General features: G+C 38.5%; 30 protein-coding genes and 2 pseudogenes. 11 read left to right on the top strand and 21 right to left on the bottom strand.

The window, feature by feature from the left end; all coding sequences use genetic code 11:
• Nucleotides 1-124: 124 nt before the first annotated feature.
• From ACGTNH_RS04765 to ACGTNH_RS04725, 9 genes are all read right to left on the bottom strand, one after another.
• Nucleotides 125-262 carry a hypothetical protein gene (locus ACGTNH_RS04765; protein ID WP_394585380.1) on the bottom strand — a complete coding sequence of 46 codons (138 nt, stop codon included), beginning with the start codon at nt 260-262 and terminating at the stop codon, nt 125-127.
• Nucleotides 263-368: 106 nt separating this feature from the next.
• Nucleotides 369-509 (bottom strand): hypothetical protein, encoded by a 141-nt coding sequence (locus ACGTNH_RS04760; protein ID WP_394585379.1) that lies wholly within the window; start codon nt 507-509, stop codon nt 369-371.
• A gap of 431 nt (nt 510-940) precedes the next feature.
• Nucleotides 941-1,981, bottom strand: coding sequence for a zinc-binding dehydrogenase (locus tag ACGTNH_RS04755; RefSeq protein ID WP_394585377.1), 1,041 nt, complete (start codon nt 1,979-1,981; stop codon nt 941-943).
• A gap of 259 nt (nt 1,982-2,240) precedes the next feature.
• Nucleotides 2,241-3,596 carry an MFS transporter gene (locus ACGTNH_RS04750; protein WP_394585375.1) on the bottom strand — a complete coding sequence of 452 codons (1,356 nt, stop codon included), beginning with the start codon at nt 3,594-3,596 and terminating at the stop codon, nt 2,241-2,243.
• A gap of 67 nt (nt 3,597-3,663) precedes the next feature.
• Nucleotides 3,664-3,957, bottom strand: a complete 294-nt coding sequence (locus ACGTNH_RS04745; RefSeq protein WP_394585374.1) for a Dabb family protein — start codon at nt 3,955-3,957, stop codon at nt 3,664-3,666.
• A 10-nt stretch (nt 3,958-3,967) separates the two neighbouring features.
• A complete protein-coding gene (locus tag ACGTNH_RS04740) occupies nt 3,968-5,218 on the bottom strand; it encodes a flavin-dependent oxidoreductase (protein ID WP_394585372.1) in 1,251 nt (416 codons plus the stop codon).
• 574 nt (nt 5,219-5,792) lie between these two features.
• A complete protein-coding gene (locus ACGTNH_RS04735) occupies nt 5,793-6,044 on the bottom strand; it encodes a hypothetical protein (protein ID WP_394585370.1) in 252 nt (83 codons plus the stop codon).
• 69 nt (nt 6,045-6,113) lie between these two features.
• A complete protein-coding gene (locus ACGTNH_RS04730; RefSeq protein ID WP_394585368.1) occupies nt 6,114-6,455 on the bottom strand; it encodes a hypothetical protein in 342 nt (113 codons plus the stop codon).
• 54 nt (nt 6,456-6,509) lie between these two features.
• Nucleotides 6,510-6,815: a DUF5316 family protein gene (locus ACGTNH_RS04725; RefSeq protein WP_394585365.1), complete on the bottom strand. Its 306-nt coding sequence runs from the start codon at nt 6,813-6,815 to the stop codon at nt 6,510-6,512.
• A gap of 883 nt (nt 6,816-7,698) precedes the next feature.
• On the opposite strand from ACGTNH_RS04725, the gene ACGTNH_RS04720 reads away from it, so the two are divergent.
• Nucleotides 7,699-8,568, top strand: coding sequence for a DMT family transporter (locus ACGTNH_RS04720; RefSeq protein ID WP_394585364.1), 870 nt, complete (start codon nt 7,699-7,701; stop codon nt 8,566-8,568).
• Nucleotides 8,569-8,636: 68 nt separating this feature from the next.
• On the opposite strand, the gene ACGTNH_RS04715 is transcribed toward ACGTNH_RS04720, so the two are convergent.
• Nucleotides 8,637-9,191 carry an alpha/beta fold hydrolase gene (locus tag ACGTNH_RS04715; RefSeq protein WP_394585361.1) on the bottom strand — a complete coding sequence of 185 codons (555 nt, stop codon included), beginning with the start codon at nt 9,189-9,191 and terminating at the stop codon, nt 8,637-8,639.
• A gap of 64 nt (nt 9,192-9,255) precedes the next feature.
• Complete coding sequence (locus ACGTNH_RS04710) at nt 9,256-9,561, bottom strand: hypothetical protein (RefSeq protein ID WP_394585359.1); 306 nt, start codon at nt 9,559-9,561, stop codon at nt 9,256-9,258.
• A 287-nt stretch (nt 9,562-9,848) separates the two neighbouring features.
• On the opposite strand from ACGTNH_RS04710, the gene ACGTNH_RS04705 reads away from it, so the two are divergent.
• Nucleotides 9,849-10,325: a CarD family transcriptional regulator gene (locus tag ACGTNH_RS04705; RefSeq protein WP_394585357.1), complete on the top strand. Its 477-nt coding sequence runs from the start codon at nt 9,849-9,851 to the stop codon at nt 10,323-10,325.
• A gap of 86 nt (nt 10,326-10,411) precedes the next feature.
• Here the strand turns inward: ACGTNH_RS04705 and ACGTNH_RS04700 are convergent, their stop codons facing one another.
• Nucleotides 10,412-11,386 (bottom strand): serine hydrolase domain-containing protein, encoded by a 975-nt coding sequence (locus ACGTNH_RS04700; protein ID WP_394586134.1) that lies wholly within the window; start codon nt 11,384-11,386, stop codon nt 10,412-10,414.
• A gap of 410 nt (nt 11,387-11,796) precedes the next feature.
• Between ACGTNH_RS04700 and ACGTNH_RS04695 the strand changes: the two genes are divergently transcribed.
• The gene (locus ACGTNH_RS04695) at nt 11,797-12,984 is read left to right on the top strand and encodes a DUF4062 domain-containing protein (RefSeq protein WP_394585355.1); all 1,188 of its coding nucleotides are present in this window, start codon (nt 11,797-11,799) and stop codon (nt 12,982-12,984) included.
• Nucleotides 12,971-13,186, top strand: coding sequence for a hypothetical protein (locus tag ACGTNH_RS04690; RefSeq protein WP_394585353.1), 216 nt, complete (start codon nt 12,971-12,973; stop codon nt 13,184-13,186). The genes ACGTNH_RS04695 and ACGTNH_RS04690 overlap by 14 nt, the downstream gene beginning before the upstream one ends.
• 192 nt (nt 13,187-13,378) lie before the next feature.
• Here ACGTNH_RS04690 and ACGTNH_RS04685 read toward each other — a convergent pair whose 3' ends face one another.
• Nucleotides 13,379-14,476: a YkvI family membrane protein gene (locus tag ACGTNH_RS04685; protein ID WP_394585351.1), complete on the bottom strand. Its 1,098-nt coding sequence runs from the start codon at nt 14,474-14,476 to the stop codon at nt 13,379-13,381.
• A gap of 131 nt (nt 14,477-14,607) precedes the next feature.
• On the opposite strand from ACGTNH_RS04685, the gene ACGTNH_RS04680 reads away from it, so the two are divergent.
• The 4 genes and pseudogenes from ACGTNH_RS04680 to ACGTNH_RS04665 form a co-directional block, all read left to right on the top strand.
• Complete coding sequence (locus ACGTNH_RS04680) at nt 14,608-15,849, top strand: PucR family transcriptional regulator (protein WP_394585349.1); 1,242 nt, start codon at nt 14,608-14,610, stop codon at nt 15,847-15,849.
• A 118-nt stretch (nt 15,850-15,967) separates the two neighbouring features.
• On the top strand, nt 15,968-17,101 hold the full coding sequence (gene ald, locus ACGTNH_RS04675) for an alanine dehydrogenase (RefSeq protein WP_394585347.1): 1,134 nt from the start codon (nt 15,968-15,970) through the stop codon (nt 17,099-17,101).
• A 70-nt stretch (nt 17,102-17,171) separates the two neighbouring features.
• Nucleotides 17,172-18,341 (top strand): alanine racemase, encoded by a 1,170-nt coding sequence (alr, locus tag ACGTNH_RS04670; RefSeq protein WP_394585345.1) that lies wholly within the window; start codon nt 17,172-17,174, stop codon nt 18,339-18,341.
• Nucleotides 18,342-18,507: 166 nt separating this feature from the next.
• Nucleotides 18,508-18,770 (top strand): annotated as a pseudogene (locus ACGTNH_RS04665) (cation:proton antiporter regulatory subunit); the annotation flags it as partial.
• Nucleotides 18,771-18,895: 125 nt separating this feature from the next.
• On the opposite strand, the gene ACGTNH_RS04660 reads toward ACGTNH_RS04665, so the two are convergent.
• The gene (locus ACGTNH_RS04660) at nt 18,896-19,351 is read right to left on the bottom strand and encodes an NUDIX hydrolase (RefSeq protein WP_394585343.1); all 456 of its coding nucleotides are present in this window, start codon (nt 19,349-19,351) and stop codon (nt 18,896-18,898) included.
• Nucleotides 19,344-19,667, bottom strand: coding sequence for an inner-membrane translocator (locus tag ACGTNH_RS04655; RefSeq protein WP_394585341.1), 324 nt, complete (start codon nt 19,665-19,667; stop codon nt 19,344-19,346). The genes ACGTNH_RS04660 and ACGTNH_RS04655 overlap by 8 nt, the downstream gene beginning before the upstream one ends.
• A 765-nt stretch (nt 19,668-20,432) precedes the next feature.
• Here ACGTNH_RS04655 and ACGTNH_RS04650 point away from each other — a divergent pair.
• Nucleotides 20,433-20,591 carry a hypothetical protein gene (locus ACGTNH_RS04650; protein ID WP_394585339.1) on the top strand — a complete coding sequence of 53 codons (159 nt, stop codon included), beginning with the start codon at nt 20,433-20,435 and terminating at the stop codon, nt 20,589-20,591.
• Between the two features lie 149 nt (nt 20,592-20,740).
• Complete coding sequence (locus ACGTNH_RS04645; protein WP_394585338.1) at nt 20,741-20,926, top strand: hypothetical protein; 186 nt, start codon at nt 20,741-20,743, stop codon at nt 20,924-20,926.
• Between the two features lie 191 nt (nt 20,927-21,117).
• Here the strand turns inward: ACGTNH_RS04645 and ACGTNH_RS04640 are convergent, their stop codons facing one another.
• The 4 genes and pseudogenes from ACGTNH_RS04640 to ACGTNH_RS04625 form a co-directional block, all read right to left on the bottom strand.
• A complete protein-coding gene (locus tag ACGTNH_RS04640; RefSeq protein ID WP_394585337.1) occupies nt 21,118-21,612 on the bottom strand; it encodes a DinB family protein in 495 nt (164 codons plus the stop codon).
• 165 nt (nt 21,613-21,777) lie between these two features.
• A pseudogene (locus ACGTNH_RS04635) lies at nt 21,778-21,975 on the bottom strand (DUF2975 domain-containing protein); the annotation flags it as partial.
• A gap of 330 nt (nt 21,976-22,305) precedes the next feature.
• Complete coding sequence (locus ACGTNH_RS04630; RefSeq protein WP_394585336.1) at nt 22,306-22,782, bottom strand: DUF3995 domain-containing protein; 477 nt, start codon at nt 22,780-22,782, stop codon at nt 22,306-22,308.
• Nucleotides 22,783-22,928: 146 nt separating this feature from the next.
• Complete coding sequence (locus ACGTNH_RS04625) at nt 22,929-23,585, bottom strand: hypothetical protein (RefSeq protein ID WP_394585334.1); 657 nt, start codon at nt 23,583-23,585, stop codon at nt 22,929-22,931.
• Nucleotides 23,586-23,881: 296 nt separating this feature from the next.
• Between ACGTNH_RS04625 and ACGTNH_RS04620 the strand changes: the two genes are divergently transcribed.
• Nucleotides 23,882-24,331 (top strand): DUF1569 domain-containing protein, encoded by a 450-nt coding sequence (locus ACGTNH_RS04620; RefSeq protein WP_394585332.1) that lies wholly within the window; start codon nt 23,882-23,884, stop codon nt 24,329-24,331.
• A gap of 226 nt (nt 24,332-24,557) precedes the next feature.
• On the opposite strand, the gene ACGTNH_RS04615 is transcribed toward ACGTNH_RS04620, so the two are convergent.
• Both ACGTNH_RS04615 and ACGTNH_RS04610 read right to left on the bottom strand, forming a co-directional pair.
• A complete protein-coding gene (locus ACGTNH_RS04615) occupies nt 24,558-24,755 on the bottom strand; it encodes a GNAT family N-acetyltransferase (RefSeq protein ID WP_394585331.1) in 198 nt (65 codons plus the stop codon).
• Nucleotides 24,746-25,018: a GNAT family N-acetyltransferase gene (locus ACGTNH_RS04610; protein ID WP_394585330.1), complete on the bottom strand. Its 273-nt coding sequence runs from the start codon at nt 25,016-25,018 to the stop codon at nt 24,746-24,748. Before ACGTNH_RS04610 ends, ACGTNH_RS04615 begins: the two co-directional genes overlap by 10 nt.
• Nucleotides 25,019-25,054: the final 36 nt, after the last annotated feature.

Here is a 25,054-nt window from a genome sequence, read left to right as displayed (position 1 = left end):
AACGCTTTAGCAGAGCGGGAGTCAGGCACCATATTTAAATGTGCGCTGCCAGACTCCAGTAGAAGTTAGAGTCATAGCAGCTCAAATGTGTTATTTAATATTTGCCTCCAAAAGCGGAGATTTATTAATACAATTGACGTTGTTTCATTTTTCTTTCGTTTATGCGATCACTAATTAATCGGGCACGCTCAGCCGAACGATCTCTATCTTCCGGCGCCATTTTTTCAAATGATATTACAAAAATCAAAAAGTTAATTCTCATCGTTTATTCCTCCTACGTGATTGTCACTAAGCGGAATCCTTCTCCGCATTTAACCAGTTCATAAATTCAATCCTCAATAGTTCAGCCATCGGTTACACTCCCTTTCTTAGAAAATATTTTTGGCAGTTGCTTTTCGGTCCAGCCATTGATCATGAGCACTCGGTCGGTAACCAGGCAGCGGTGAATACGTTTGTTTTTCCCGCCGGTTTACACGAATCGTAAAAATAAAGAAATGCATGGTCATCATTGCTCACCTCCTTAAAAATGTAAGATTATATCAAAAGAGTAAAAAATACCCTTTGATTCCATAACAAAAAGCCACAGGTGTCCGTGTCCTGTGGCTCCGCTTTAAACAGCTTTTTGTTCATGAAGGCCCAAAAAAGCCACAGGGATCCTGCGGCTCTGCTTTAAAGCTCTTCGTTTATGAAGACGCAAAAAAGCCACAGGAATACAATATGCACTACCTGCGGCTGTTATGAACCTATTTTTAGAATAACGTTTTAGGGTCTAATAAATAGCGCAGGTCGATTTAGTTGTACAGCTTGATTCAAAGTTAACGTGTTCATCATTGGTTTCGACCTCGCTTTCTGATAATTTTTTCTTACATTGGAAATTATATATGAACCTTTCCTTAAAGTAAAGCCTATTTTCACAAAAGTTTCACAAATACAAATTGACTTATTCTTCAGAGAGTAATAAGATCTTTCCTAATTTCCCCTTTTTCTTAAAATATACTTGAGCTTCTTTGGCTTTATCTAAAGGAAAGCTTTTGTCGATGACTGGCTTTATTTTACCTTCAGCTATCGCCTGCAGCATATCTTTAAATTCTGATCTTGTCCCCAGCACAGATCCATACATTGTAATATGTTTAAGATACACTGTCCTAAAATCAAGGTTTGTTTTTTGGCCGCCAGCGGACCCGGAGATACAGAATTTGCCGCCTTTTTTCAATACTTGTATAGAGGTGGGAAACAAAGCATCCCCTACCACATCCAGCACAGAGTCAACCGGCCCTTCATTCGCCTCTAAAATTTCTTCTGCAAGATTCTCGGATTTATAGGATAAAACGTATGTGGCACCTAATTCTTTCATTATCTTCTCATCATTTAAGTCACCTACAATTGCAATAACGTTAGCACCAAACACTTTAGATGCAATTTGGACATTTAAAGAACCCACTCCACCATTTGCCCCTGTGACCATTATCGTCTCTCCAGGTTGAACCTGAATTTGTTTGACCATATGCCAAGCCGTTAACCCGCTTACTGAAAAAGCGGCACTTTCTAAATAAGAAGCAAGAGGCATATCATAACAAAGCTCCGCAGGCCATACTACGTATTCTGCATAACCCCCATCATATTCTGATCCTATAAATGACATATCCTCAGAGATATGTTCACTCCCTTCTTCCCCACTAGAAGTAAAAGGAAATAAAACGACATCTTTTCCTGACATGGATTCATCTACTTGACTGCCAACTTTCACAATTTCTCCAGTTATATCTGATCCAGGAATACGCGGGAATTGCACCCCTTCTGGTCTCCAGCCGGACTTAGCCCCCGTACCATAGGCCCCTTCTCTCATCCAGATTTCCGTATTATTAATAGCACATGCTTTTACTTTTACCAGGACTTCATTTTCCTTTGGTTCAGGGATAGGAATGTCCACTACTTTTAACTTATCGGCATCCCCATATCCTGTGACTTGCACAGCTTTCATAAAAACCACACCTTTTCCTAATTTTAGCGAGATATAAAAATAGTATAATGCACCATTTTATTATTCTTCTTTTTCCCTTGATCATTCAATTCATTTGCTTCACTAGTTCATTTCCACACTAAACCACAGCCACTTTGTAACTATCGCTTAGACTTGATATTAAGTCTTTTAGCTAAGAATTCTTGTGAGGGAATTATGATTGAGCCATTAAAAACAAGCTGGGCAGCAGTGACCCAGCTTGTTTTTACATATCATAAGCTCATACAACTTCTTTCCTTTTACCGTCCCCATCATACGATTTCTCTTCTCTATTATAATGAGCATGTTTTTCCTGAACAAACAAAATCGCTGCACCCCCAAGAACAGCGGCCATGGCGATGACAGTAAAATTCACCTGGGCAGACATGTTCAAGGTTAAAAGAATACCGACAAATGTTGGAGCAAAGATGCCGCCTACCCGGCCAAATGCCATTGCAGCCCCCACCCCGGTGGAACGCATGGAAGGGGGATAGTATTGAGAAACAAAGGCATTGCTGATATTCTGCACACCAACAGATGCAGCCCCGATCATCCCAATTAACAGGTAGGCCAACATAAGATTCTGTGTCAGACCGATACTGGCCAAGGCCACAGCTCCGACAATATAAAGCGGAACCATTACTTTTTTAAAGCCCCACTTGTCCGCGAGTCTGCCAAAAATAACTGTGCCGACGATGGCACCGACATTCATCATAGCGACAAACACTAAACTTGAGCTCAAACTGTACCCCGCTTCGATCATTAATTTCGGCAGCCAGGTATTCATCGCATAGATAAGTACAAAACAGGAGAAGCAGGAGATCCAGAACATAATCGTGCTGATCGCCCGTTTCTTTTCAAAAAGTTTCAACAGTGGAAGGCCTTTTCTTGCAGGCTCAGGCTTCTCAAATGTAGTACTCTCATCTAGTGTTGTTTCCGGATCGATTCTTTGCAAGAGTTCCCTTAATTTATCTTCCTTCCCTTTGGCTAACAGGAAGCTTGCTGATTCTGGAAGACTTTTTGCGATAAAAGGGATCAACAATAAGGGCAGACCTGCGATCCAGAAAATCGGCTGCCAGCCAAGCGCAGGTAAAATGGATTTACTGAATAATGCAGCCGCAATGGCTCCGATCGAGTACCCGCAAAAAATAAAGGAAACCATCGCAGCCCTGATTTTTTTCGGGGCATATTCAGTGGAGAGTGCAATTACGTTCGGCATAACTCCGCCAAGTCCCAGTCCCGCAATCACCCGGAATACCGTAAACATCGTCGGTCCTGCAGCAAATGCCGACAGGGCGGTGAACAAACTGAAAAGGATGGTACATAGCAGGATGACATTCTTTCGGCCCAGTTTATCAGCCAATAATCCGAAAAGTACAGCACCGACAGCCGTGCCGGCAGCAGTATAGCTTCCAATGGCCCCTGCTGTTACGGAAGATATGTTCCACTCTTCTATTAAGGAAGGGACAACCGAGCCATAAATGACTACATCATACCCATCCATAAGAATGATGAAGAAGCACCAGAAAATAATAGAAAAATGGAAGGAACGAAAGCGACTGTTATCAATAATTTGTTCTGGATGAACAGCTTTCATAAAAATCCCCCCTGCGAAATTTTAAATTAACGCGTTTAAGCACTAAAGTTTAAGATTAAAAATAAGCTTAGATTTCAAAATCCACAATAATACTGTCTTCGAGACCGATATTTTTCAAATAAGAAACAATTTCCTGATGGGCGGGATGCGGCCCATAATTTTCCAGAGAATCCCTATCCTTAAACCGCACGGTCAGTCCGACTTCATACCCCTGGCTGCGATTGGAAAAATTGATCCCCTGCTGAATATCCACGATTCCCGGGATTATGTTCTTCAGCCGCAGTGTCCGGCGGATCAGCTCCTGCTTCTGTTCAGTTGTTGTTTCCTGAGAAAACTTAACTAATACAATGTGTTCGATCATAGCTGCACTCCTATTTACTATTCAATGTCTCCCGATCAAAACCGGCAAGCTTTTTATATTTATTAGCAACTTCCGCAAGCTCATCATACGTAATCACATCTTCCAACTTATCAAAACCATCAGGCGCACGATCTTCGACCATCTGCATGACGACTTCAGGCCCGTTCTGCCGATTCGTTCGAACGATATTAGCTGTTGGTTCCAGTCTTGCTTGTTCATAGGCTAGTAAAGCAGCTTCGGTATTCGGCTCTTCTGCAAAGGTCTGGGCTAAAGCCTCAGCATCAAGAATCGCCTGCGACGCTCCATTCGATCCAATCGGGTACATCGGGTGGGCAGCATCTCCAAGCAAGGTTATACGCCCGAATGTCCAACGAGGGACCGGATCACGGTCAACCATCGGGAATTCATAAACAGCATCTGTTTCTTCAATTAACCGGGGGACATTCAACCAGCCAAAATCCCAATCAGCAAAATAAGGCGCAAATTTTTCCTTATCGATTTCCTGATTCCAGTCTGCCTGTGAAATCAATTCATCATCCACTTTCAGTTCAGCAATCCAATTGACAAGAGAGCGCCCATTTTCATTCGCTCTTGGACATACAGGATAGGCCACAAATTTTTGATCCTGATAACCAGCCATAATCATCGACTTACCCGTCATAAAGGAAGCGGATTCTGTCATACCACGCCATAAAATCCTGCCACTGAATTTCGGCTCTCCTTCATTTGGGTAGTAGAATTTACGGACGGCCGAATGGATGCCATCGGCTGCGATCATAGTATCGGCGCTATACGTACCCGCATGTTCCCCAGTTTTTTTATTATTAAAATGAGCGGTTACCTTGTCACCAAACATTTGAAATGAATGCAAGTGATGACCCGTATAAACAGCATCCTCACCAATGCGTTCTTTAACAGCATTCAGCAAAATCATTTGCAGCCGGCCGCGATGGATCGAATATTGAGGCCAATGATAGCCGGCATTCAGCCCACGATCCTCCTGCCAAATCTTCTTGCCGAACTTATTTACATAAATAAGCTCAGCCGTTGGAAGACCTTCCTTTTTAAGCTCATCATCCAGGTCAAGTTCCGTCAGAACCTTCACCGCATGAGGTAATAGATTAATTCCAACCCCCAATGCTTTAATCGTTTCTACACTTTCAAAGACACGCACCGACACGCCAACGCGGTGAAGTTTAAGAGCCGTAACTAGCCCGCCTATTCCCCCGCCGACGATCATCGCCGTCCTGGTATCAGACATCTCGAATCCCCCCTGATCAAAATTAATAATATTGTATTTTTTCTAACAATTTAATCTGTTTTACTATTATTACATAATAAATGGAGAATTCAATATTAAATTTTTAAAAATGAAAGGCACAATAATACCAGGTGCGCGTTCGATCTAAAAAAACGTCTGCTTGCCGAAGAAACAGAAAAAGAGTGGAGGTCATTATCTTTTTTGTACAGAAATGTTATTTTGAGTAAGAGAGGAGAATCAGGAAATGTTGAGTCAGAATGAAATGTAATTCATATATGGAGGGGTTGTATGTATATAAATTTCGATAAGCTAGCTTCTTATGTAATACTGCCTTTAATAATGATCATTTACATCATTAATGTTAACACTTCTGACAGCATTATTATTAATTACACTCTAATTACTGTCGGGTTGATTATAGGCAGTACTCTAACCTTTGCAATGATATACAAGGAGAAAAAATATAAAACAGGAGCCTTTTTTATTATTATTATATTTCTATTGATAATTTGGGTTATATAACCTACGCAAATTATTAATTTCTTCCTCTTCGTTTAGTACTCCCTTGCAGGAATTAAGGAGTATTCCAGAAAAATGTAGTGACAATTAAGGGAACGATTATTAAAACTAAGACTATCAATCCATTACCAATCAATCCAATCTTTCTGTATATACCTTTTTTAGAAAACAGTGCGAACACCTTCCCTATTATAGAAACAATTACTCCGGTAAATAAAAAGATTTCATTACCAAACAGCATTGAAGTATATGCCACTAAACTAATTAAAAATAAAACAGAAGAAATAATACCTGGATTTCTCCTCACTTCCTCCCCCCCCTCAATCGTCCTCAATACCAGCAGAAACAATTTAGTGACCAACGCCATGAGCGAAAATCAAATCCATGCAAAAATAGCTGCTGTAACTAAAAATGCTGTGATTAAACTCCTAATTTTACTATCACTCCACAAAGTCACCCCAGTAGTGACGCCAGCCACTGCCAATAGCGTAATCCCAACATACTTTAGGGTATTTATAGAAATAAGGTTCCCTAAAGAAGATAGAAAACCACCAAACACTAGAAAGCCCATGGTGAAAATGGAACGTAAGGTTTTGAAGTCATCTATGGCCTCCTGCCTTTCTGCTTTATTCATCTTAAGATATTTCACTACAATAGCGACACTAGGGCACCCCCATAAAATAATGAAAGTAACTAATGAATCAATGTCTATTTCCACGTTCATTCCTCCGTAAAATAATCAAGATCGAGCTCTAAAGAGAGAATATTGAATTCAATTATTTTTAGTGGCTATTACAATAAGAATAATTATTAGAACGGCATTCGGAGCACTCATTACCAAAAGTCCATTTATCCGTTTGCTCTTACTGTTCCTATCTCCCTTAACTTCTGTATGGTAATTTGCCCTGTGCCTGTCTCCACTTACAAATGCTCCTGTTAAAGTGCCGGTAATTAATAAAGGAACAGCAGCACTTATCCCTATTATTTTGACAGCCGTTTCCCATTCATTTGTATATAATCCATAAATCAAAGCAGAAAGTGTGGCTGCAAGTCCAACTCCAAAACATTTTAACTTCATATAAGCACCCCTTACTATAACTGCAACTGCAAAATCATACCACTACTGCTCAATATATATGTATTAACTGTATAAAGCGATACAAAGCCCTAAAATACTCGCTTTTATTTTAGAAGAATGCCTTGTTTTACTACGCAAAAAGTAAAATAAAATTATTATAAATCCGAGAGGCAGCCATAACTCAAAGACCCCCTCTTCTGTACCATGCGAGTAAATTGGAGCAATATATGTACTAATTAAAAAATATAAGAAAATTTTAAAACGCCCTGTTTCTAATTGCCTGCTCCACTTTACTAAAAAGATAAAAATTATCACCGTGATAATCGTAAAGTGTAAAGAGGGAAGAACAATGGCAAAATTCCCGAATTTGAATTCCATTCTCAATGACACTTCCTTTTTCCTGCAAATTATTAAAAGTTCATTTGTTTTACATTCTCCCACTGTAACTTAATCGAAAAAACTGTTGTTTCCATAATAGTCTGTCTCCGTCATTCCGTTCTACCGTCCGTGACCTTTGCATTCGTTGCCACTTTCAAAAGTTCCATTTATATTAGAAGTTTGATTAGACCCTACCATCGTTAAGGTTATTGCAGCACTCCTAGTCTTTTCCTCCATTTTCTCTCTTTTCTTTATTACGTTTAGATTCTATCTTAGTTTCAAAAATGGATATTCCTCTTTAAATTAAACCTACTTAAACCCTCATAACGCGTACGAGCAAACCAGGTTTATGTGTGAAGATTAAAAGGAAATACCGTTAGTACCTTTGGTTACTTGCGTATAGAAAATTGGCTGTCTCTTGTATTTACGTTATTAAGGCCATGCTGGATTTCTACTAGAATAATAAAAAATTTCGAAGCATTATTTCTCTTTCAGGAGGCACGAGATGAGGTTCACAAGTATAGGCTTAGTTATGCTAGCCGCTATATGCTGGGGCGTTAGCGGAGGAATTGCTGATATTTTAATGACCAAAGGGTGGGGGCCTTTAGTGGTTTCACTTTACGGAGGAGCGATAGGATTTTTGTGTTTTTTCCCGTGGTTTCTCTTTCGTTTTAGACAAAATTGGAGTTTCTCCCCTCGTTTATACATATGGTCGCTATTAGCGGGAATTGGTGTGGCCGGAAACTTTATTTTTTATTTTTTGAGTATTCAGGTCTCAAGCATTGCTGTGGCTGCTACTTTAATGTACACAGCACCGGTATTTGTCCTTTTAATCTCCTTTTTATTGCGGATCGAACGTTCGACTTGGTTTAAATGGGGGTGCATAGCCGCTGTGCTTATAGGCATCATCCTTCTTACAGGTGCCTACAACACTGAATCGATTTCAGTAAGTTTCCTGGGGGCAGCCGCAGGACTTGCTGCTGGTCTTTCTTATGTATTGTTTATATTTGGGTTTAAAAACGCATCTTCGATCGGAAAGCCGCAGACTACATTAACCATTACCTTTTTTGTATTTTGTCTCACCCTTTCTCTTTTTACGAAAAAGGATGAGGCCGTTTCTGTGTTGACGTCAAATGACATCGGGTGGTTTCTTCTATTAGGAGTTTTGGGTGTTGGAATTCCATTTATATTCTATGTGTTTGGAATTTACTGGACTCCTCCTACTACTGCTTCCATGGTCGCTATGGTAGAGCCGGTGACAGCCTCGTTGTTTGGCGTACTGTTTATTGGAGATCATTTGACCTCCATTCAACTTCTTGGAATGGTGCTCATCCTGGTTACGATCACTGTTCTTAGTGTGAATCAGGCCGGGTGAACTTTCTAGCAGATTAAAATGGTGATTCTTTCTAGAGTTTTACGTTAGCTACGAGACTCCAAATCAACTTATTTGCAAGACTCGATATCATATACGAGTTCAGGCAGCTCCTCTTGAAACAAATGCCCGCCGTATTTGAAGACCCGGGTCTTCGCATGGGAAATCTTAGAAGCATAGTGTTCAAAATGGCTGAACGGAACAACTTCATCATTACGGCTGTGATATAGAAAGATTTGTGAAATGTGAGGCAGTCTTGAAGCGAAATCCTCAGAGAGTTCGAATTCTTTAAACGGCCACTCTTTATCGAGCCCCCAGTATGGCGATCCCAACACAAATAAGCCAGCGATGGATAAGTCACAAGCTTCTTCCGAGAGATATTTTAAGAGGACAGATCCACCTAGTGAATGGCCGGCCAGAATGACGTCACCTTTCAACTTAGAAAGTTCCTCTTTCAATGCGTTCTTCCACGGACCATAACCCGGGTTTTCAGGATCCGGCATGGCCGGAGACGAAAAATGGTAATCCACACTAAGTGATTTTTGTAAGTATGCGATTAAATGACTACTTCCCTGCTTTCCTTCCTGGGGACCTGCACTGTGAATAAACAATACTTGCTTCTTCATATAATTTCCTCCCTGAGGGGGTTATTACGAGATTAATATAAATACACTCTATGGCAGTTTCAGTTTACCCCCACCACATAGCCAAAACAAATAAAGACCAACCAGAAGTAAGCAGCCCAATAAAGCCAAATAAAGAAAAATATACCCCCATTTTGTCCATATCAATTTTTTGTTTCTTATATTGAATATATGTCAAAACAAAACCGCTTACATATAAGATGACACTTAATATTGTTAAACCGGATAAATAGTATATCGGAGGTATTTCAACGACCTTTTCTTTCAAAAAGTAAGCCATTCCTTGACCAAATATTCCAAATATAGTTGCTAAAATTAAACTGCTAAATATAATAGCATTAGTTTTACTCACCAACATCCCCTACCTTTATAAATTGAGAATATATTAAATTATAACGCTTTAATTACTAACCTTTAATTTGGTTAGACGCTCCTATAGTCTTCCATAGCCTCACTCCTTAAAGCTATCTTGTGTAATCAAACTCTTCTATTTGAATAAACCACACTAATGAGACAAAGCCTAATATGTAATTTTTGCTAATTTCAAAGAAAAACAGTTGATTGTTAAGTTTAAATTATGTTATTATTAAAATTTTGATAAAAATGATATGTGTGTTAAACTTACTAAGGTAACCACATATGGAGGTGGATTTTTTGTTTCAAATTGGCGATAACATTGTTTATCCAATGCACGGAGTAGGTCTAATTAAAGCCATAGAAGAAAAGGAAATCTCAGGAAAAAAACAAGAGTATTATGTCATCAAAATGTTAATCAGTAATATGCAAGTCCTGATTCCAACAGGGAAAATATTGAGTTCAAGTATACGTCCCATTACTGACTTAATTGCATTAAAACACATCATACACATTTTTCAAGATGGAGAATCAGATAGAGCACTGCCGTGGAAACAGAGATTTAAAGTGAACACGGACAAAATAAAAACAGGTGATATACAAGAAAGTGCTGAAGTTGTACGAGATTTAAAACGTATGAAGAAAGAAAAAGCGCTTAATACAAGCGAAAAAAAAATGTTTGATAACACACAAGAATTTTTGATTAGTGAACTGAGATTAATTAAAGGGATCACTGAGAATCAAATAAAAATTTTCTGCTAAAGTTATCGATAAAAATGTATTCAATCTCCCGAAAATATCCTGAATTTTTGGGAGTAAAATATTAAACAGTATTTCTTTGTATATAACTACTGAAATGTATCGGCTCCTATGCTGCTGAACTTTTTCAGGTAATAAAGATAGTTCTCGTTTCCGTAGTTGTATCTCTTATTGTACATTTTTGCGATGACAACATTGTATTTTGGGATCACTACTAAGGTCGGCCCCGTCACTCCTAAGATTTGAAAAGAACCCCTTGGCACTCGATCACCTAATTCACTCCATTTTCTTGGAGTATCCTGCACATACCAAAACATACCATTACGAGGAAAATCTTTGGCTAGATGATCCGGTGTATGTATATTGATCGCTAGTTCGATTACCTCCTTAGGAACAATTCGCCTTCCATTCATTTCCCCTTTATTTAGGAAGAGGTTTCCCCAAAGAGCAAATTCACGGGCAGAAACAAATAGGTTAGATTCCATTCCATCTTCCGTAGAACCTGTTGTATCTTCTCCATTCCTATTAGGGTCATTGATTACTTTTACTAAATCATCACTGTCTTTAGTTTCCCACCACGTTTGAGTCAACCCCATTGGTGAGAACACTTTTGCAGACAAAAATTCTGGAAAGGGAACGCCATAAATTTTACGGATTAATTGAGTCATTCGTTTGATGTTGATGCCTCTATAAGCCCATTTTTCTCCAGGATTGAACTCTCTGATGATATCCCCTTCTGAATTCTCATTTAAACCGTGCGTGTGAGTGACCATATGCCGTATAGTGGTATCTTTAAGTATGTCTGGGTCTATGTCATTAAAATAGTCACTAACATAATCATCAAGGCTATGTATTTTTCCTTCATATAAAGCAAACGCAATGCACAATCCTAAATAACTCTTCCTGGCAGACGCTACATTGAATCTAGAATTTTCATTTACAGGTAGTGCGCTGCTCGTATTGGAATAAGTCCCGCTATAGTGATCTAAAACTATTTCATTATCTCTTATTACTGTGAGTGCAGCAGCAGAGCTTTTATTTTTCTCCTTGATTTCTTCTACCATAGAAACGATATTATCGTACCTTGAAACCACCCTCAACCCCTCCATTTACCGATAACTTATATCCAATTATTTCAAAGCACTTACCTTTTCACAATGGTTTCTTTCCTTTCAAATAAGAAAGAGGCCGGAACATAAGTAAAGCCTCAAGGTCATAAAACGAACGATAAAAACTGAATCGTGTAAGCGCAGTTAAAACACGCAGACTCCCTCCGGGAACAGTGCGAGCCGAAGATCCCGCAGGAACGTTGCTCATCAAGGAAGTTTATGCCGCTCCCAAGGAAAGTGTTTATACGGAGCGATGGTAAAATTCAGGATTTTATAAAGGGTTATTATTACTAGTGGAAGTATTTACTATATACAGTATTTTTACTTTTTGAGCTGTGCTATCATCAATATAGGGGAGGGGTATGATGCCAAATCAATGTAAACTTTTTATTAGTTCTGCTTATGATAACCAGCTCATTCCGTTAAGAAAAAACTTAAAAGAGCATCTTGAAAATGCTGGGCACAGGCCACTATTATTTGAAGACAACTTCTATCCATGGCATGAAGACTTCATGAAGACATGCATTGAAAAAGTCATAGAGTCTGACATTTTCATATTGCTGATCAATGATAATGTAGGGACTTATTGGGATGAAGAGAAATGTACTCCAACCTATCAGGAATTTAGAACAGCAGTAAAAGAAGATAAATATATCATTACGTTTATCGATTTAACTGTTAAGCAGTATTATGAAGATTACATAAAGGCAGACCTTACCGCAAAAATGGAACAGTATAAAAAAGATAACTACCGCTACCCTGACTATACCATTGATGCCGTGGATACTGTATTAATGGATTTACCTGCTGGTCAACAAGAAAGATTAAAAAATATCCACCCTTTTATTTGGGCCTTCATATATGATGTACAAGCTCAAGGAATATGGACAGAAGAGCTTGTACTAGCTCAATCTCCTGAATTTTATAAGAAAATTAATGGATATTTAAGTGACCGTTTAAAAGAAGGTATTAAACTTGTACCCATGAAGGAAGGTATTCATGAAAATGCTATTGCAGCACGTGATTTTGAGGTATATCAAGAATATACTCTAACTCTTCTTTCATATTTAGCTGCTGGAACAGTATCAGATTGGAATGAATTCCTGGAAATGGCCAAGACTCCGTTAAAAGGAGGCCACATTTATCAACGCCCTGATACAATATTAGAAGAAGCAGTGGGCACCTTTAAAGACTGCAATACAATAACCGTCTATAAAAAGCATGAAGGCAAAATGAAACTCTGTGGTTATACAGGCACTACAAGTCCAACACTTGAATATGATTTAGAAGATGAGACATCTTATGTAGTAAGGGCATATACAACCCCGCAGAATATGATAGGATATTCTCAAAATAAAAATCTGCTTTATTACGCACTAAATACAAGTGACTATGTACTATGTTTTCATTACCCTTTAGACCATACATGGGATAAGACCAAGGTGAAAGCATTCGGTAAGGAAATCGAATATGCTATAATGGAGAAAACAAATATTCTTTACACGGACTTTTTAGCTGATCTTATAGGAGGAATGAAATATGACTTCAAATAACAAAATGCATTATAATAACGATGATGTAATTATTGTGGCCTCTGAACCATCAGCTGAAAGACGTACGCATTCAAAAGCAAAAATGAAGAACATGAAAGTATCAAGTAACCGGGTTTTAAAAACATTGAATGAAATTGATAAAACGTTTGAAAATAATCGAGTTAATATATCAGATCATAAACCATCAAAAAGCTCCCTGTGAGGGAGTTTTTTTATACTTTGCTTTATCTATAAATGGCTGTTCTGCCATAAATTTTTCCGGTACTGTTCACAGCACTAGAATATTCTTACTGAAAAAAAGCACTAAAAAACCCCTGAGATCCGGTTTATTCAACCTTCGCTCTTAGGGGTTTTTCCATAATATTAACACCATTAATTGATTATTGTACCTGGATTAACTCGTTGCTCGTTTCTCTTCCATGAACTGACTTTCCTTTTCCTGCTTAAAGCCCTTCTTCATCCGAAATGGTGTAACGATTAACACCGCAATTAACGTCAGACCAAGATAACCGATCAGCGGGTAGAAGTAGGCAACCAGTTTAGTAAAACCGAAGAAACTGACAATAAAACCTACCGCCATCGTACCGGTGAAAAATACCTTAAACTGTTTGGTTTCAACTGTAGAAAACCTGGCCGCAAACGAATAGAACATGCTGAGAGCTGTATTGAAAATCATGGCGAATATAACGATTGACATGACTACTCCTAATACCGGCGATACATCACTGACGATGGCCAGCATCGGCAGGTCTGCTTGTCCAGCGTGCTCCACTTTTGAAAAGATAGCCAGGTTACTTAATATGATGAGAAGGCCAATACCTAGACCTCCTATTAATCCTCCCAGCGCTGCTGTTTTACGATTCGTTTCAGCACCGCCCATGACCAATGCCATGGATGCCCCTACTGCTATATTAAAAGATACATAATTGATAGTAGAGATGAACCAGTTCGGCAATGTTGTAGTCAACTCGTTAGCCTTACTGTCCAATTCAGCAAATGTACCGTCTGCTGTCATAAAACTGAAAACGGATATGAGCAGTACGAATAAAATGAGGAAAGGCGTGATGCTGCCGATAATATTGACTACGCGGTCGACCTTTAACATGCCCGCTAAAAAAACAAGTATAGTCATAATAATGGTTCCTGCAACTACCGGTAAACCAAACTGTTGATTAAGGTTCGATCCTGCACCTGCAATCATGACAACTCCCACACCGAACAAGGTGAAGATGAGTACATAATCAATAACGGTTCCTAACACCTTTCCGCTTATTTGGTAAATGACTTCCTTGTGGGAGGTGGTTTTCAACCGGCTTCCAATCCATACGAGTGTCATCCCTGCGTAAGCAAATAAAGCGGTTGCAATAACAGCCCCAATGATTCCCATTATGCCGAAGCTGGTAAAATACTGAAGCACCTCTTGTCCTGAGGCAAATCCAGCCCCGACGATAACACCTATAAAAGCGCTTCCAATTACAAATGCATGTTTCATATTAGTCCTCCTGTTCACTCTTGGGTAAAACTATACCATTCTGATGGTGAATTTTAATTGTAAATATACTAAAATAAGAATGCAACGGTTTGTGTATTTACTCAAACGGACGGACATGAAGGAGCGAACATATGAACATACACCCAGACACCCTGAAAGAGCAGCTAAATGAAAGCCATGTATCCATTGAAGAACTCGCCGATCGTATTGCTGATATTTTTAACTGTCCTATTACAATAGAAGATTCCAACCATAGTTTAATTTCATACAGCAGGCATTCCAGTAACATCGATGAGGTGCGCGTAGCTACTATTATTAACCTTAAAGTTCCTGATAAAGTGATTAATGGGTTATGGAAAAATGGAATTCTGCCTAAGCTGATTGACAGTGATGATCCTGTTGTAATTCCCGAGATGAGGGAAACAGGTCTCGGCAATCGTGTTGCGATTTCAATCCGGAAGAATAATGAAATCATGGGGTTTATTTGGGCACACGTTTCGGACTCTACGTTCACGAATGAAGAAATCGAGTTATTTAAGAAAGCATCCTTTTATGTAAAAAGGTTCCTGCTTCAACGCAGAAAGAGACGGCGTAAATCGGAGGAAGGATATAAAGACTTCTTTTGGCAGCTGCTTCGAGGCGACTTTTGGGATAATGATGAAATCCTCCTTAAGGCAAAACAGTACAATATGAACCTGGAAGGTAATAAAGCTATTGTCATTATAAACTTTTCCGATGTAGTCACTGAGCAAATGGAGAAACATGCTTATTATTTATCAGAGACGCAAGTGAAAGTCTCAGTGATTACTAGACTGTTCGACGATAATTATTTTATTATGCTGGTGCGTCTCAAAGATAACGATGCCCCGAAACCGACATTAATAGAATTTATTCAGCAATTCATTATGAAATTGAGCGGCCAATTGCAGTTACAGGAGATGTATGGATCAGCTGGAATGACATACTCACCCTCGCAAGAGATTGTTCATTCTTATCATCAGGCTGCGGAAGTACTGAGATTAAAGAACATGTTCCCAGAAGAACTTGCCGATGTAACGTTGTATGAAGATTTAGGGGTGTATCAATTTATTGAGCGATTACATGATTTTCAGAGAAAGAACCATTACCATAACAGGCAAATTGAATATCTCCGGCGATACGATGAAGACAACGATACCTGCCTCGTGCATTCGTTAGAGACCTACCTTAAGAATGACAATAACGTATACCGTGCAGCGAAGCAGTTGTATATTCATCCAAATACGATGAATTACCGGTTGAAGCGGATCCGGGAAGTCGGGGGAATCGATCTTCATAACCCAAACCAGAAGGTGAGCCTGTATTTGGACTTAATTACTTTAAAATTGGATTAAGCATGCTTTGTGCATTTACACAAAGCATGCTTTTTTTATTTAGCTGTTTGCCCGATGAAAGGGCTTTAATAGAAAGTTACGATGGAGTGGAAAACATAGAAAAAAGGAGAGATGAATCGTGATTATTAGTGTACCTAAGGAAATAAAGAATAACGAAAATCGTGTAGCCATGACACCAGCTGGAGTTGTTCATCTGATAAATGCCGGGCAAACCGTCTATATTGAAAAAGGAGCCGGTTTGGGAAGCGGCTTCACAGATGAAGAATATATTGAAGCTGGTGCAGAAATCCTCGACCATGCTTCTGACGTCTGGGCCAAAGCGGATATGATTATGAAAGTAAAAGAACCACTAAAGGAAGAATACGACTATTTCCGTAAGGACCTTATCCTTTTCACCTATCTCCACCTGGCAGCGGAACCAGAATTAGCAGAGGCATTAATTGAAAATGAAGTCACTGCCATCGCTTACGAAACCATTACAGTAGATCGGACTTTACCATTGCTTACTCCGATGAGCGAAGTCGCCGGTCGAATGGCTGCTCAACTTGGTGCGCAGTATTTAGAAAAATCACAAGGAGGAAAAGGGATCCTTCTCAGCGGAATCCCTGGAGTAAAACGCGGAAAAGTGACCGTGATCGGTGGCGGTGTCGTCGGTACCAACGCAGCTAAAATCGCCCTTGGGTACGGAGCAGAAGTAACAATCATTGACCTGAACCCTGTTCGCCTGCGTGAATTGGATGATATTTTCGGCTCCAGCATCAACACCGTAATGTCCAATCCATTAAATATCGCAGAAGCAGTGAAGAATTCTGACCTGGTCATCGGCTCTGTTTTAATTCCTGGAAGAAAAGCTCCAAAATTGGTATCGGATGAAATGGTACAAGCCATGCAGCAGGGATCAGTAATTGTAGATGTTGCCATTGATCAGGGTGGAAATTTTGAAACGGTGGACCATCCCACTACCCACGATAAGCCCATTTACGAAAAACACGGCGTGCTTCATTATGCAGTAGCCAATATCCCCGGCGCTGTGCCACGTACGGCTACCGAGGGACTTACGAATGTCACCGTTCCGTATGCAGTCCAAATCGCTGCAAAAGGTGTCACTCAGGCCGTTCAGGATAATGCCGCTATCCTTTCAGGACTGAACGTCGTCAATGGTAAAGTAACGTATAAAGCCGTTGCGGAGGACCTTGGCTATGAGTATCTCCCTCCAGAAAGCGCTTTACGTGAAGCAGTAATCGTACATTAATCAAAAAATATCCTACTGCCGCTCTGGCAGAAGGATATTTTTATTAACTATATGAAGGGAGGTAACTCACATGGATCATGGAAGTTATCGTGAGGCGTGGGCAGAAGTATCCCTGGACGCCTTTTTGGAAAATCTATTGGCATTCAAACAACATATTTCATCAAACACAAAACTGATGGCCGTAGTCAAAGCGGACGGGTACGGCCATGGAGCGGAAGCAATGGCAAAAGAAGCAGTGGCCGCCGGTGCTGATTATTTGGCTGTTGCCCTTCTTGATGAAGCATTACTCCTTCGTGAGGCAGGGATTGATGAACCCATCCTTGTTCTCGGCTACACCCCGCCGGATGCCGTAGAAACAGCAATCAGCCAGGAAATCACCCTCACCGTTTTCACTACAGAGGCAGCGGAAAGCATCCGACGGACAGCAGAATCTCTAAAAAAGACTGCACATGTGCACTTAAAAATAGAAACTGGAATGAACCGGGTTGGAATAGTAGATGCAAAACAAGCTCTGCAGATTATCCATGCTCTCACCTCAGACTATGTATTTGTCGAAGGGGCGTTTACCCACTTTGCAGATGCCGATCATCCGGACCCTGCCTATACGAAAGAACAATTTGCTGCCTTCTGCCAGCTTATTGATTTTATGGAAAATCACATTTCTATTCCAATTAAACATTGCTGCAACAGTGCAGGAACAATCGCTTATCCCGAGATGCACCTGGATATGGTACGGGTCGGAATCAGTCTGTATGGCTTGTATCCGGCAGAGCATTTAAAGCCCCTTGTTCCCTTAAAGCAAGTGATGAGCCTGAAGGTGAAACCCATCCTGATAAAAACTGTGGAAGCAAATGAGACGATCAGCTATGGCCGTACTTTTACCACAACACATCCAAGTACCATCGCGACCCTTCCTATCGGATATGCGGACGGTCTTTCCCGTTTACTTTCTAATAAAGGCGACGTAGTAGTCCGAGGAAAAAGGGCCCCGATTGTCGGAAGAATATGCATGGATCAGACAATGATTGATGTTACGGAACTCGAAGATATAAAAGAAACAGATACCGTTACCGTCTTCGGAGAACCATCTGAAGGTTTTATTTCGATGGATGAAGCAGCCGATCTTATGGGAACGATTCATTACGAAACGGCTTGTCTGATCGGAAAACGCATTCCGCGCGTCTATTTGAGAAATGGGCAGGTGACAGGGAAAAATCAATTATTAAAAACCACAGTCTGAACAAATCTGTTATCTTTTATAACTTTAATAAAAAGGAAGCAGTCTATAATAAAGTCGCTCCCTCAGCTTGTGGTGAAACCCTTCTTGCCGTCAGGAGCGAAAGCCCCTCTCGGCTCACTCGTTCTTCCGCAGGAGTGGAAGGGGGCTCACTCCTTGCCATAGAGGTCATCATATCGTGTCAGACAATATATTAGACAACATCGAGTTATCAGACGACCATAGTGTTATTGAAGCCAGAGCGGGAAGACTCTGGTTGATTTAGATATCCGCGCCCACTATGGATGTAACATCGTAGCCATTAAACGCGGAAAGAACGTAATCATCTCGCCGATGGCAACGGAGGAAGTTAAAGTCAGCGATATTTTGATTGTCATTGGCGCGGATAAAGATGGGCATCGTTTTGAGAAAAATCTTGTGGTTGATAACTAGCAATAAAAACGTCTAGTGTTTTCCTGCTAGACGTTTTATTTTTTAAAATGTAAAAAGAAAATTTAAAAGTTAATTGACACACTTACGAGTTGAGTAACCCTACAGTCCCCATATGCAAAATTATATTAGATTACTATTTTCTTCTTAAGATCATCTAAAATTATTTGATTATTAGGAGTCATTTCAGGTAAGGATCCTAGTTTAAAAAACTGCACGTCTTTACTCTCGTCTTGATCTGCTGCTAGTATACCTTCGTAATTCTTACATATGTAAATAACATTAACAAAATAGACTTCATCACCATTCGGATAAACATAATGTTGGGAGTCACCAGAATAAATATTAAAAAGCTCTAGCTCTTGTACTCGTAAACCTGTCTCTTCCAATACTTCTCTTGTAACAGTATCTTCTACTGCTTCTCCAATTTCCACTACTCCTCCGGGATGCGACCAATGATGGTTGTCAGTTCGATGCTGCAATAAAACTCTATCCTGATCATCTAGAATTAGACAGCCTGCCACACTTACAACGAGGGGCATCGTTCCGACTTTTTCACGTACTTTCATAATATAATCAGCCATGCACACCCTCCTCTCTATTCGTAAAATCAATATAAGTTTGAGCCTCTCTGTCGTAATTAAGTCCTGCGAAGACATGTATTAATCCATTAGCCACTATAAAAATACCTACAAAAGCTGCCATTAAAGCCCCTCCATGACCAGAATTACCAGGACCCATCACTATTCCCCCCACAGTAAACCCAAGCCCAACACCAAGAACGGCTAATATAATACCAGAAACTAAGAGGGGGAAACTCCCACTCCTATGCCATTTGATTACGTATATATTTGCTGGGATTAACAATGCTGCAAGAAATAAATACATCATTACATCCATCCAATCCCTCCTAAAATAGATTCTTATGTCTAATATAATTCATGTAGAAATAATTTCCAAATCAATATATATTATTTTATTGTTTTTAGTACTATTGGTTAAATTTATAAGTTATATTAATAATAGCCTCTATGCTTATGCAACAAGGAAAATTACTCTTTTAAACACCAACTCCCCTTTAACGAGACAAAGGACCTAATCCATTATTCATGAATTGCTCCCTTATCTGAAGACTCAGTTTCAATATAGAAAGCAAGTAATATACCATTGACATTCAATACTACCAAATTTATAATAACGACAATCTACATAAAAAGGAAAAAATGATTACATAAATAAAGATATAAGACCTTGCTTGAAACTATTTTCCTAATTGATTCGGTATTTTTCTCCTCTTTTATCTATAACATTTTTGTAACCTTATCCTAGTAACCCTGTTAGAAAGGAAATATTCAATGGTTCCAATAGAACTAATATGCCATGAGCTTAAACGGTTGACCGATGATTATTATAAATGTAAGGAACCAAGTATCCAGGAGCAAATACATAGTGATATAAAACTTTTAAGTAAAGCTTTATTTCTTAGTGACCTTCCTGATGAAATAACTTAATTTTTCAGTTAGTTACCCGCTTGGTATAACTTTCTTTATTATCGATTTTGTCTACTTTCAATACATAAAAAAATATAACTTTTTATAATAAACTCGTTTCACTTACATTATTTAGGGGAACTGATAAATAATTCACTTAAATAGGAGTACTATTATGCAGGCATCCCTAGATAAATGTGAAACATTACTATTAAAAAGGGAATTGGATATAATGATTGAAGATAGATCCCATTTCAAAGACATCGATACCCTAGAAATTCTTGATTCACAAATTAAATTAATTCAATCAGCATTAAAAGAAGAGGGAAAATAAATATTGCTTTCATTCTGATTTAAACCTCAACACAATGTTCAGCATTGTGTTTTATTTTGTTTAATTTTCATACTTTTAGGGTATACTATCATTTGGATTTTCTTGGTATAATGTTTTCACTTCTATAAACCAATTAGGAGCTGATAAACATGTACAGAATTATTCGACGATTAAATGATGGTAGTATAGAAACATTAAAGGACACCGGTACTACTACTACTAAGACTCTCACTGATTATAAAGAAGCAAAATTATTAGCGAATAAACTAAATTCAATTGAACATGCTAGTACAGTAGATTGGACAGTAGAAAGAATAAAGCACCCAGTAGAGTGAAATACTCCACTGGGTGCTTTATTCTGCTGCTTCGAATTTTCCTGCATTCACCCCAGATTGAGCCATAACCTTGCTACCCGAAGTTCCCGGCTCCATAATGAGTTGAATTCATCACGCCCGCTTGGAGTCATCTTATATTTATTCAGATTTTCCCCCTATAATGGATAAACTATAAAGCTAATAAACCTTTTTTAAAAGCTTCGGTTCTCTGCCCAAGCTCCTTGCATTTTACTAAGGAGTACAATTTGTCCAATATGATAGGCGTTGTGCATGGCTAAACTCTTCAGTTCAAGTACTAACGGATTATCTTCTTCAGGGACGGGTCGATACAAATCTTCATGGTCTGATTTTACTAGTATTTTTTCAAGTTCACGGTGAACATAAAAGTATTCTTGTTTTGTTTCCTTCCAATTTTCCACCGTCTCAACTGGCAGACTAAAGGTAGATTCATTATTTTCAGCCTGTGGTACATTCGCTGTTTCACCAAGAAACCTCATCAGATATCTCTTTTCATAAAAAAGCAAATGACTAACTAATTCCCAAATGGAATTCATTGTACCATTAGCTGGTTTCCAAATTGCCTGTTCAAGAGTAATATTCTCCAGCACTTTTTCAAGTGGTGGAAACCAGTCTTCTTCATCTAAGCAACTTGCCCATTGTTGTAGCAAAAGTGTTTTTACCTCCATTTTCATACCCCTCCGATTTAATCACTTTAAAAACATACAGACTTCCCCAAGGACTAAGATGGTATAGGATGACACAACACGCTACCGAGTAATTACAAATATTTAAATACCCACTTACCAAAATATTCAATGTGTTTTTTCTTTTTCCTGCAAGATTCTTAAGATTTATGGTTGCTCATCTAAGACATTTCTTAAAGGCTTTTGAAGAACGTCTACAAAAGCTGCAACGACACTTGTTGCTATCATTCCAATTAAACCTAGTGATATCGGACCTGCCGGGTCATCACCTGTGAATTGAGTAAGCACTTTTAAATAAACTATTGCTAACAAAATGAAGAAAATGATAGTAAAAGCGCATTTTTTTTAGCTTCAAAGATTAATTCATCCTTCATTTAACTAAATTTGTTTACCATAATAATATCAACAACAACTAGAAGTAAAAACATAAAGGCACTACTATATATATAACGTTTTTTCTCCTTGCCCCACCATAGCGCCAAAGACATAAGTGCAAAGACCACTATGAACACTTGAATTTTTTGAATTCTATCTTGCTTTTGAAATAGTTTAAGCTCTTCCTTCGGTTCACCATTAAAAGTCTGTTCACTTACTTTCTTGCCATACCAATTGTAATCAATTACTTCCTATCGTTAGATTTTACTCATACAGTTTTTCAAGCCTAAGAATTGTTAGCTAATCTCGCTTTAATTTGATCTGGCGTACATTGATGCCCGCCATGAGATATAGAACACCACCGGCCATCCAAAAAGGTTCCCAGAAAATAAGCCTCCACTTGAGAGCAAAAGGACTTAAATCAAACTCCAACACATGCAGTCCAGCTAACGAAATCGTAATAAAATTAACAAGACCGTATAACAGCATAAATACTCCCGCCACTATTGTAAGAGACGATAATATTTTATTTATTTTCACATGACGCCATTTTTTTAACATTAATAATAGGATAATGGCTCCTCCCAATTTGCCAAAGCCCGTCAACCAGACAATTGCAATAATATCCTGTTCTCCATTAAGGACTTTGTGGGAAATCTCTCCTCCTACCGACTTGACCCCAACCCTTCCTCCAGCCGCCCAATAAAAGCTCATCGCCGCAAATAAAAGCATCCAAATAAGACCTGCATAAATGGGCAATGTTCCTTGCTTTATCATTTGTCCACCCCTCTTATTGAATCCAATTAAACCAAGGAACCCGATTGTAGTATAACCTCACCCTAAGAAACCCCTTCGGACAAGGCATATCCAAAGGGGCAAAACGGTGCATGTTACTTGACAACAACGTTTGAATTTTTCCGATTCTATATGGCTCTTCCTGGAATCACCAGTGTACCTCTGTTATTTTGTAGCTCCCCATAAACATCTGTAGTGTGATAAACGATATTACCAGAAAAGTCGTGAGAAGTATTCAGGGTAGCATAGTTGTTTTTTACCCAGCCAGAATTCAACCAAAAATCGTTGGTTTTACCCACCCCACTACTTCCAATAAGACCATAACTTACAAAATGGACACGAACACGAGATTGATCTACTCCATTTGTACCGTCCACAGTTCCATTGACTGAAAGAGTGTGGTTCCACCAACCTACATCAATATATACGTTCCCTGACACTTGTCCCGAAATTCCAATAGAGTCATTTATTCTTGAACCAAAAAATCGCCATTCCTGATCGACAAATTGAGGCTTCATTTTGTTTTCTTCAAATCTGGCAGCAGCCTTTATTATCTTTTCATCTTTTTCAGAGAAAACTTCATTAACTTCATACGAGTTATTAATTCTTTTAGTTTGCTTATCAAAATAATTTTCTTTTTCTTTATAGGTCATAGTTTCAAGATCTTCGATGGAGTCTTGTTTTTCTGTTTCACCTGCTGCCAAAGATGCTATCGGGAATAACAACAGCCCAATTAATAAGGTGGTGGTAATTGTAAGAAACACCAAAGCTCTCTTTTGTAACATAAAAATTTTCCTCCTCTAACTTTTTTTGAATTTGTTTTACCCTGTTATGTTTATAGTAAAAAAAAACAAATAGTTTCACTAGTGAAACTAGTACCAATTTTATGAAAAAAATCAATAATTTTACAAATTAATTCCTCATTCTTAAGATCTAGATCGGGGCGAGAACAATAACTGCCAAAGTAGATTTCAAACTAAAGCACCCGTTAGTTAAAAGGATTATATAACGTTGACATTGAATTATATATTAAATAATCGAGGGCATTTTTGCGTTAAAATAAAACTAAAGGAGTATTCTAATGAATAATATTTTTGAAATCACCTACACAGATGAAATATTAAATCGTATTGAAAACTTAAATGTAAATTCACAACCAAAATGGGGGAAAATGGATGTATCTCAAATGTTAGCTCATTGCTCATCTTTCCAAGATATCGCAATGGGATTTTCTTTGCCCCGAAGAGGTTGGTTAGGGTTATTAGTAGGTAGATTTGCAAAACCCATCTTTTATAATGACAAACCTTTAGACCACAATATGTCCACTATTCCAACCATTTTAATTACATCTAAAAGAGATTTCGAAATAGAAAGAGAAAAACTGAAACAAAAAATTATAATATTTCAGAAGAATGGCCCAGAGGCATGTACTGATCATCCACATCCTTTTTTCGGAAAACTTACTTCGGAACAATGGGGAAAAGGAATCTATAAGCATCTTGACCACCATTTAAAACAATTTGGCGTTTAGTGGCTCGAGTTTTAAAAAAACCGTCCCTTCTAAAAGTAACTGCTTTGTCAGTTAAATTCCTTAATGCCTGATCTCCTTGTGCTTATGTAAAAAAGACAAAGGCTCTATTCAAGAATCGCCCCCTATTCTTTAAGACTCGATTTCAAAATATTTCCGCATAATTCTTTAATTAAGCACCCGTTAGTGCAAGAACATTCTCACACATTCAAAGTACTTATTAAGCAGTCTATTTTAAATTTTTTAGAAGTTTTACATATTTACCATATTCATCTTTACCAAGGTATAATACAGTTGTAAAACCCTTCTTTTCATATAGATGTCTTGCGTTTAAGTTACCTATATCTACACCAATTGTTATTTCCTCATATCCGAGTTGTTTAGCATAATCAGTCAGATAATCAACAATAATGCTACCTATTCCCAATTGCGGTATTCTTCTTTAACATTCATACGAGATAGATAAATTCGTTTATCTGGAATAGTATAATCTGGGTCATTGTTTCGTAAAACTAATGAACCTTCACCTATAAACTCGTTATTCTCCAAATAAATAAAAGTAATTCTGTTTCCACATACCAATTCGTCATAAAACATCTTAGCCATTTTCGGTTTCTTTTCCATATCCCAAATATTACTGCACTTATTATAATCTTTTGGATTTAATTTCTCTATTTGGTACGAAATCATAATCCATCCTCTCTCTTTATTATTGTTTTTAAACAT

It is taken from the genome of Halobacillus sp. B23F22_1 (assembly GCF_043497005.1).
Lineage (GTDB): Bacteria > Bacillota > Bacilli > Bacillales > Halobacillaceae > Halobacillus_A.
Note: the sequence above shows the minus strand (reverse complement) of the source record. Positions and strands in the feature narration are given on the sequence as shown.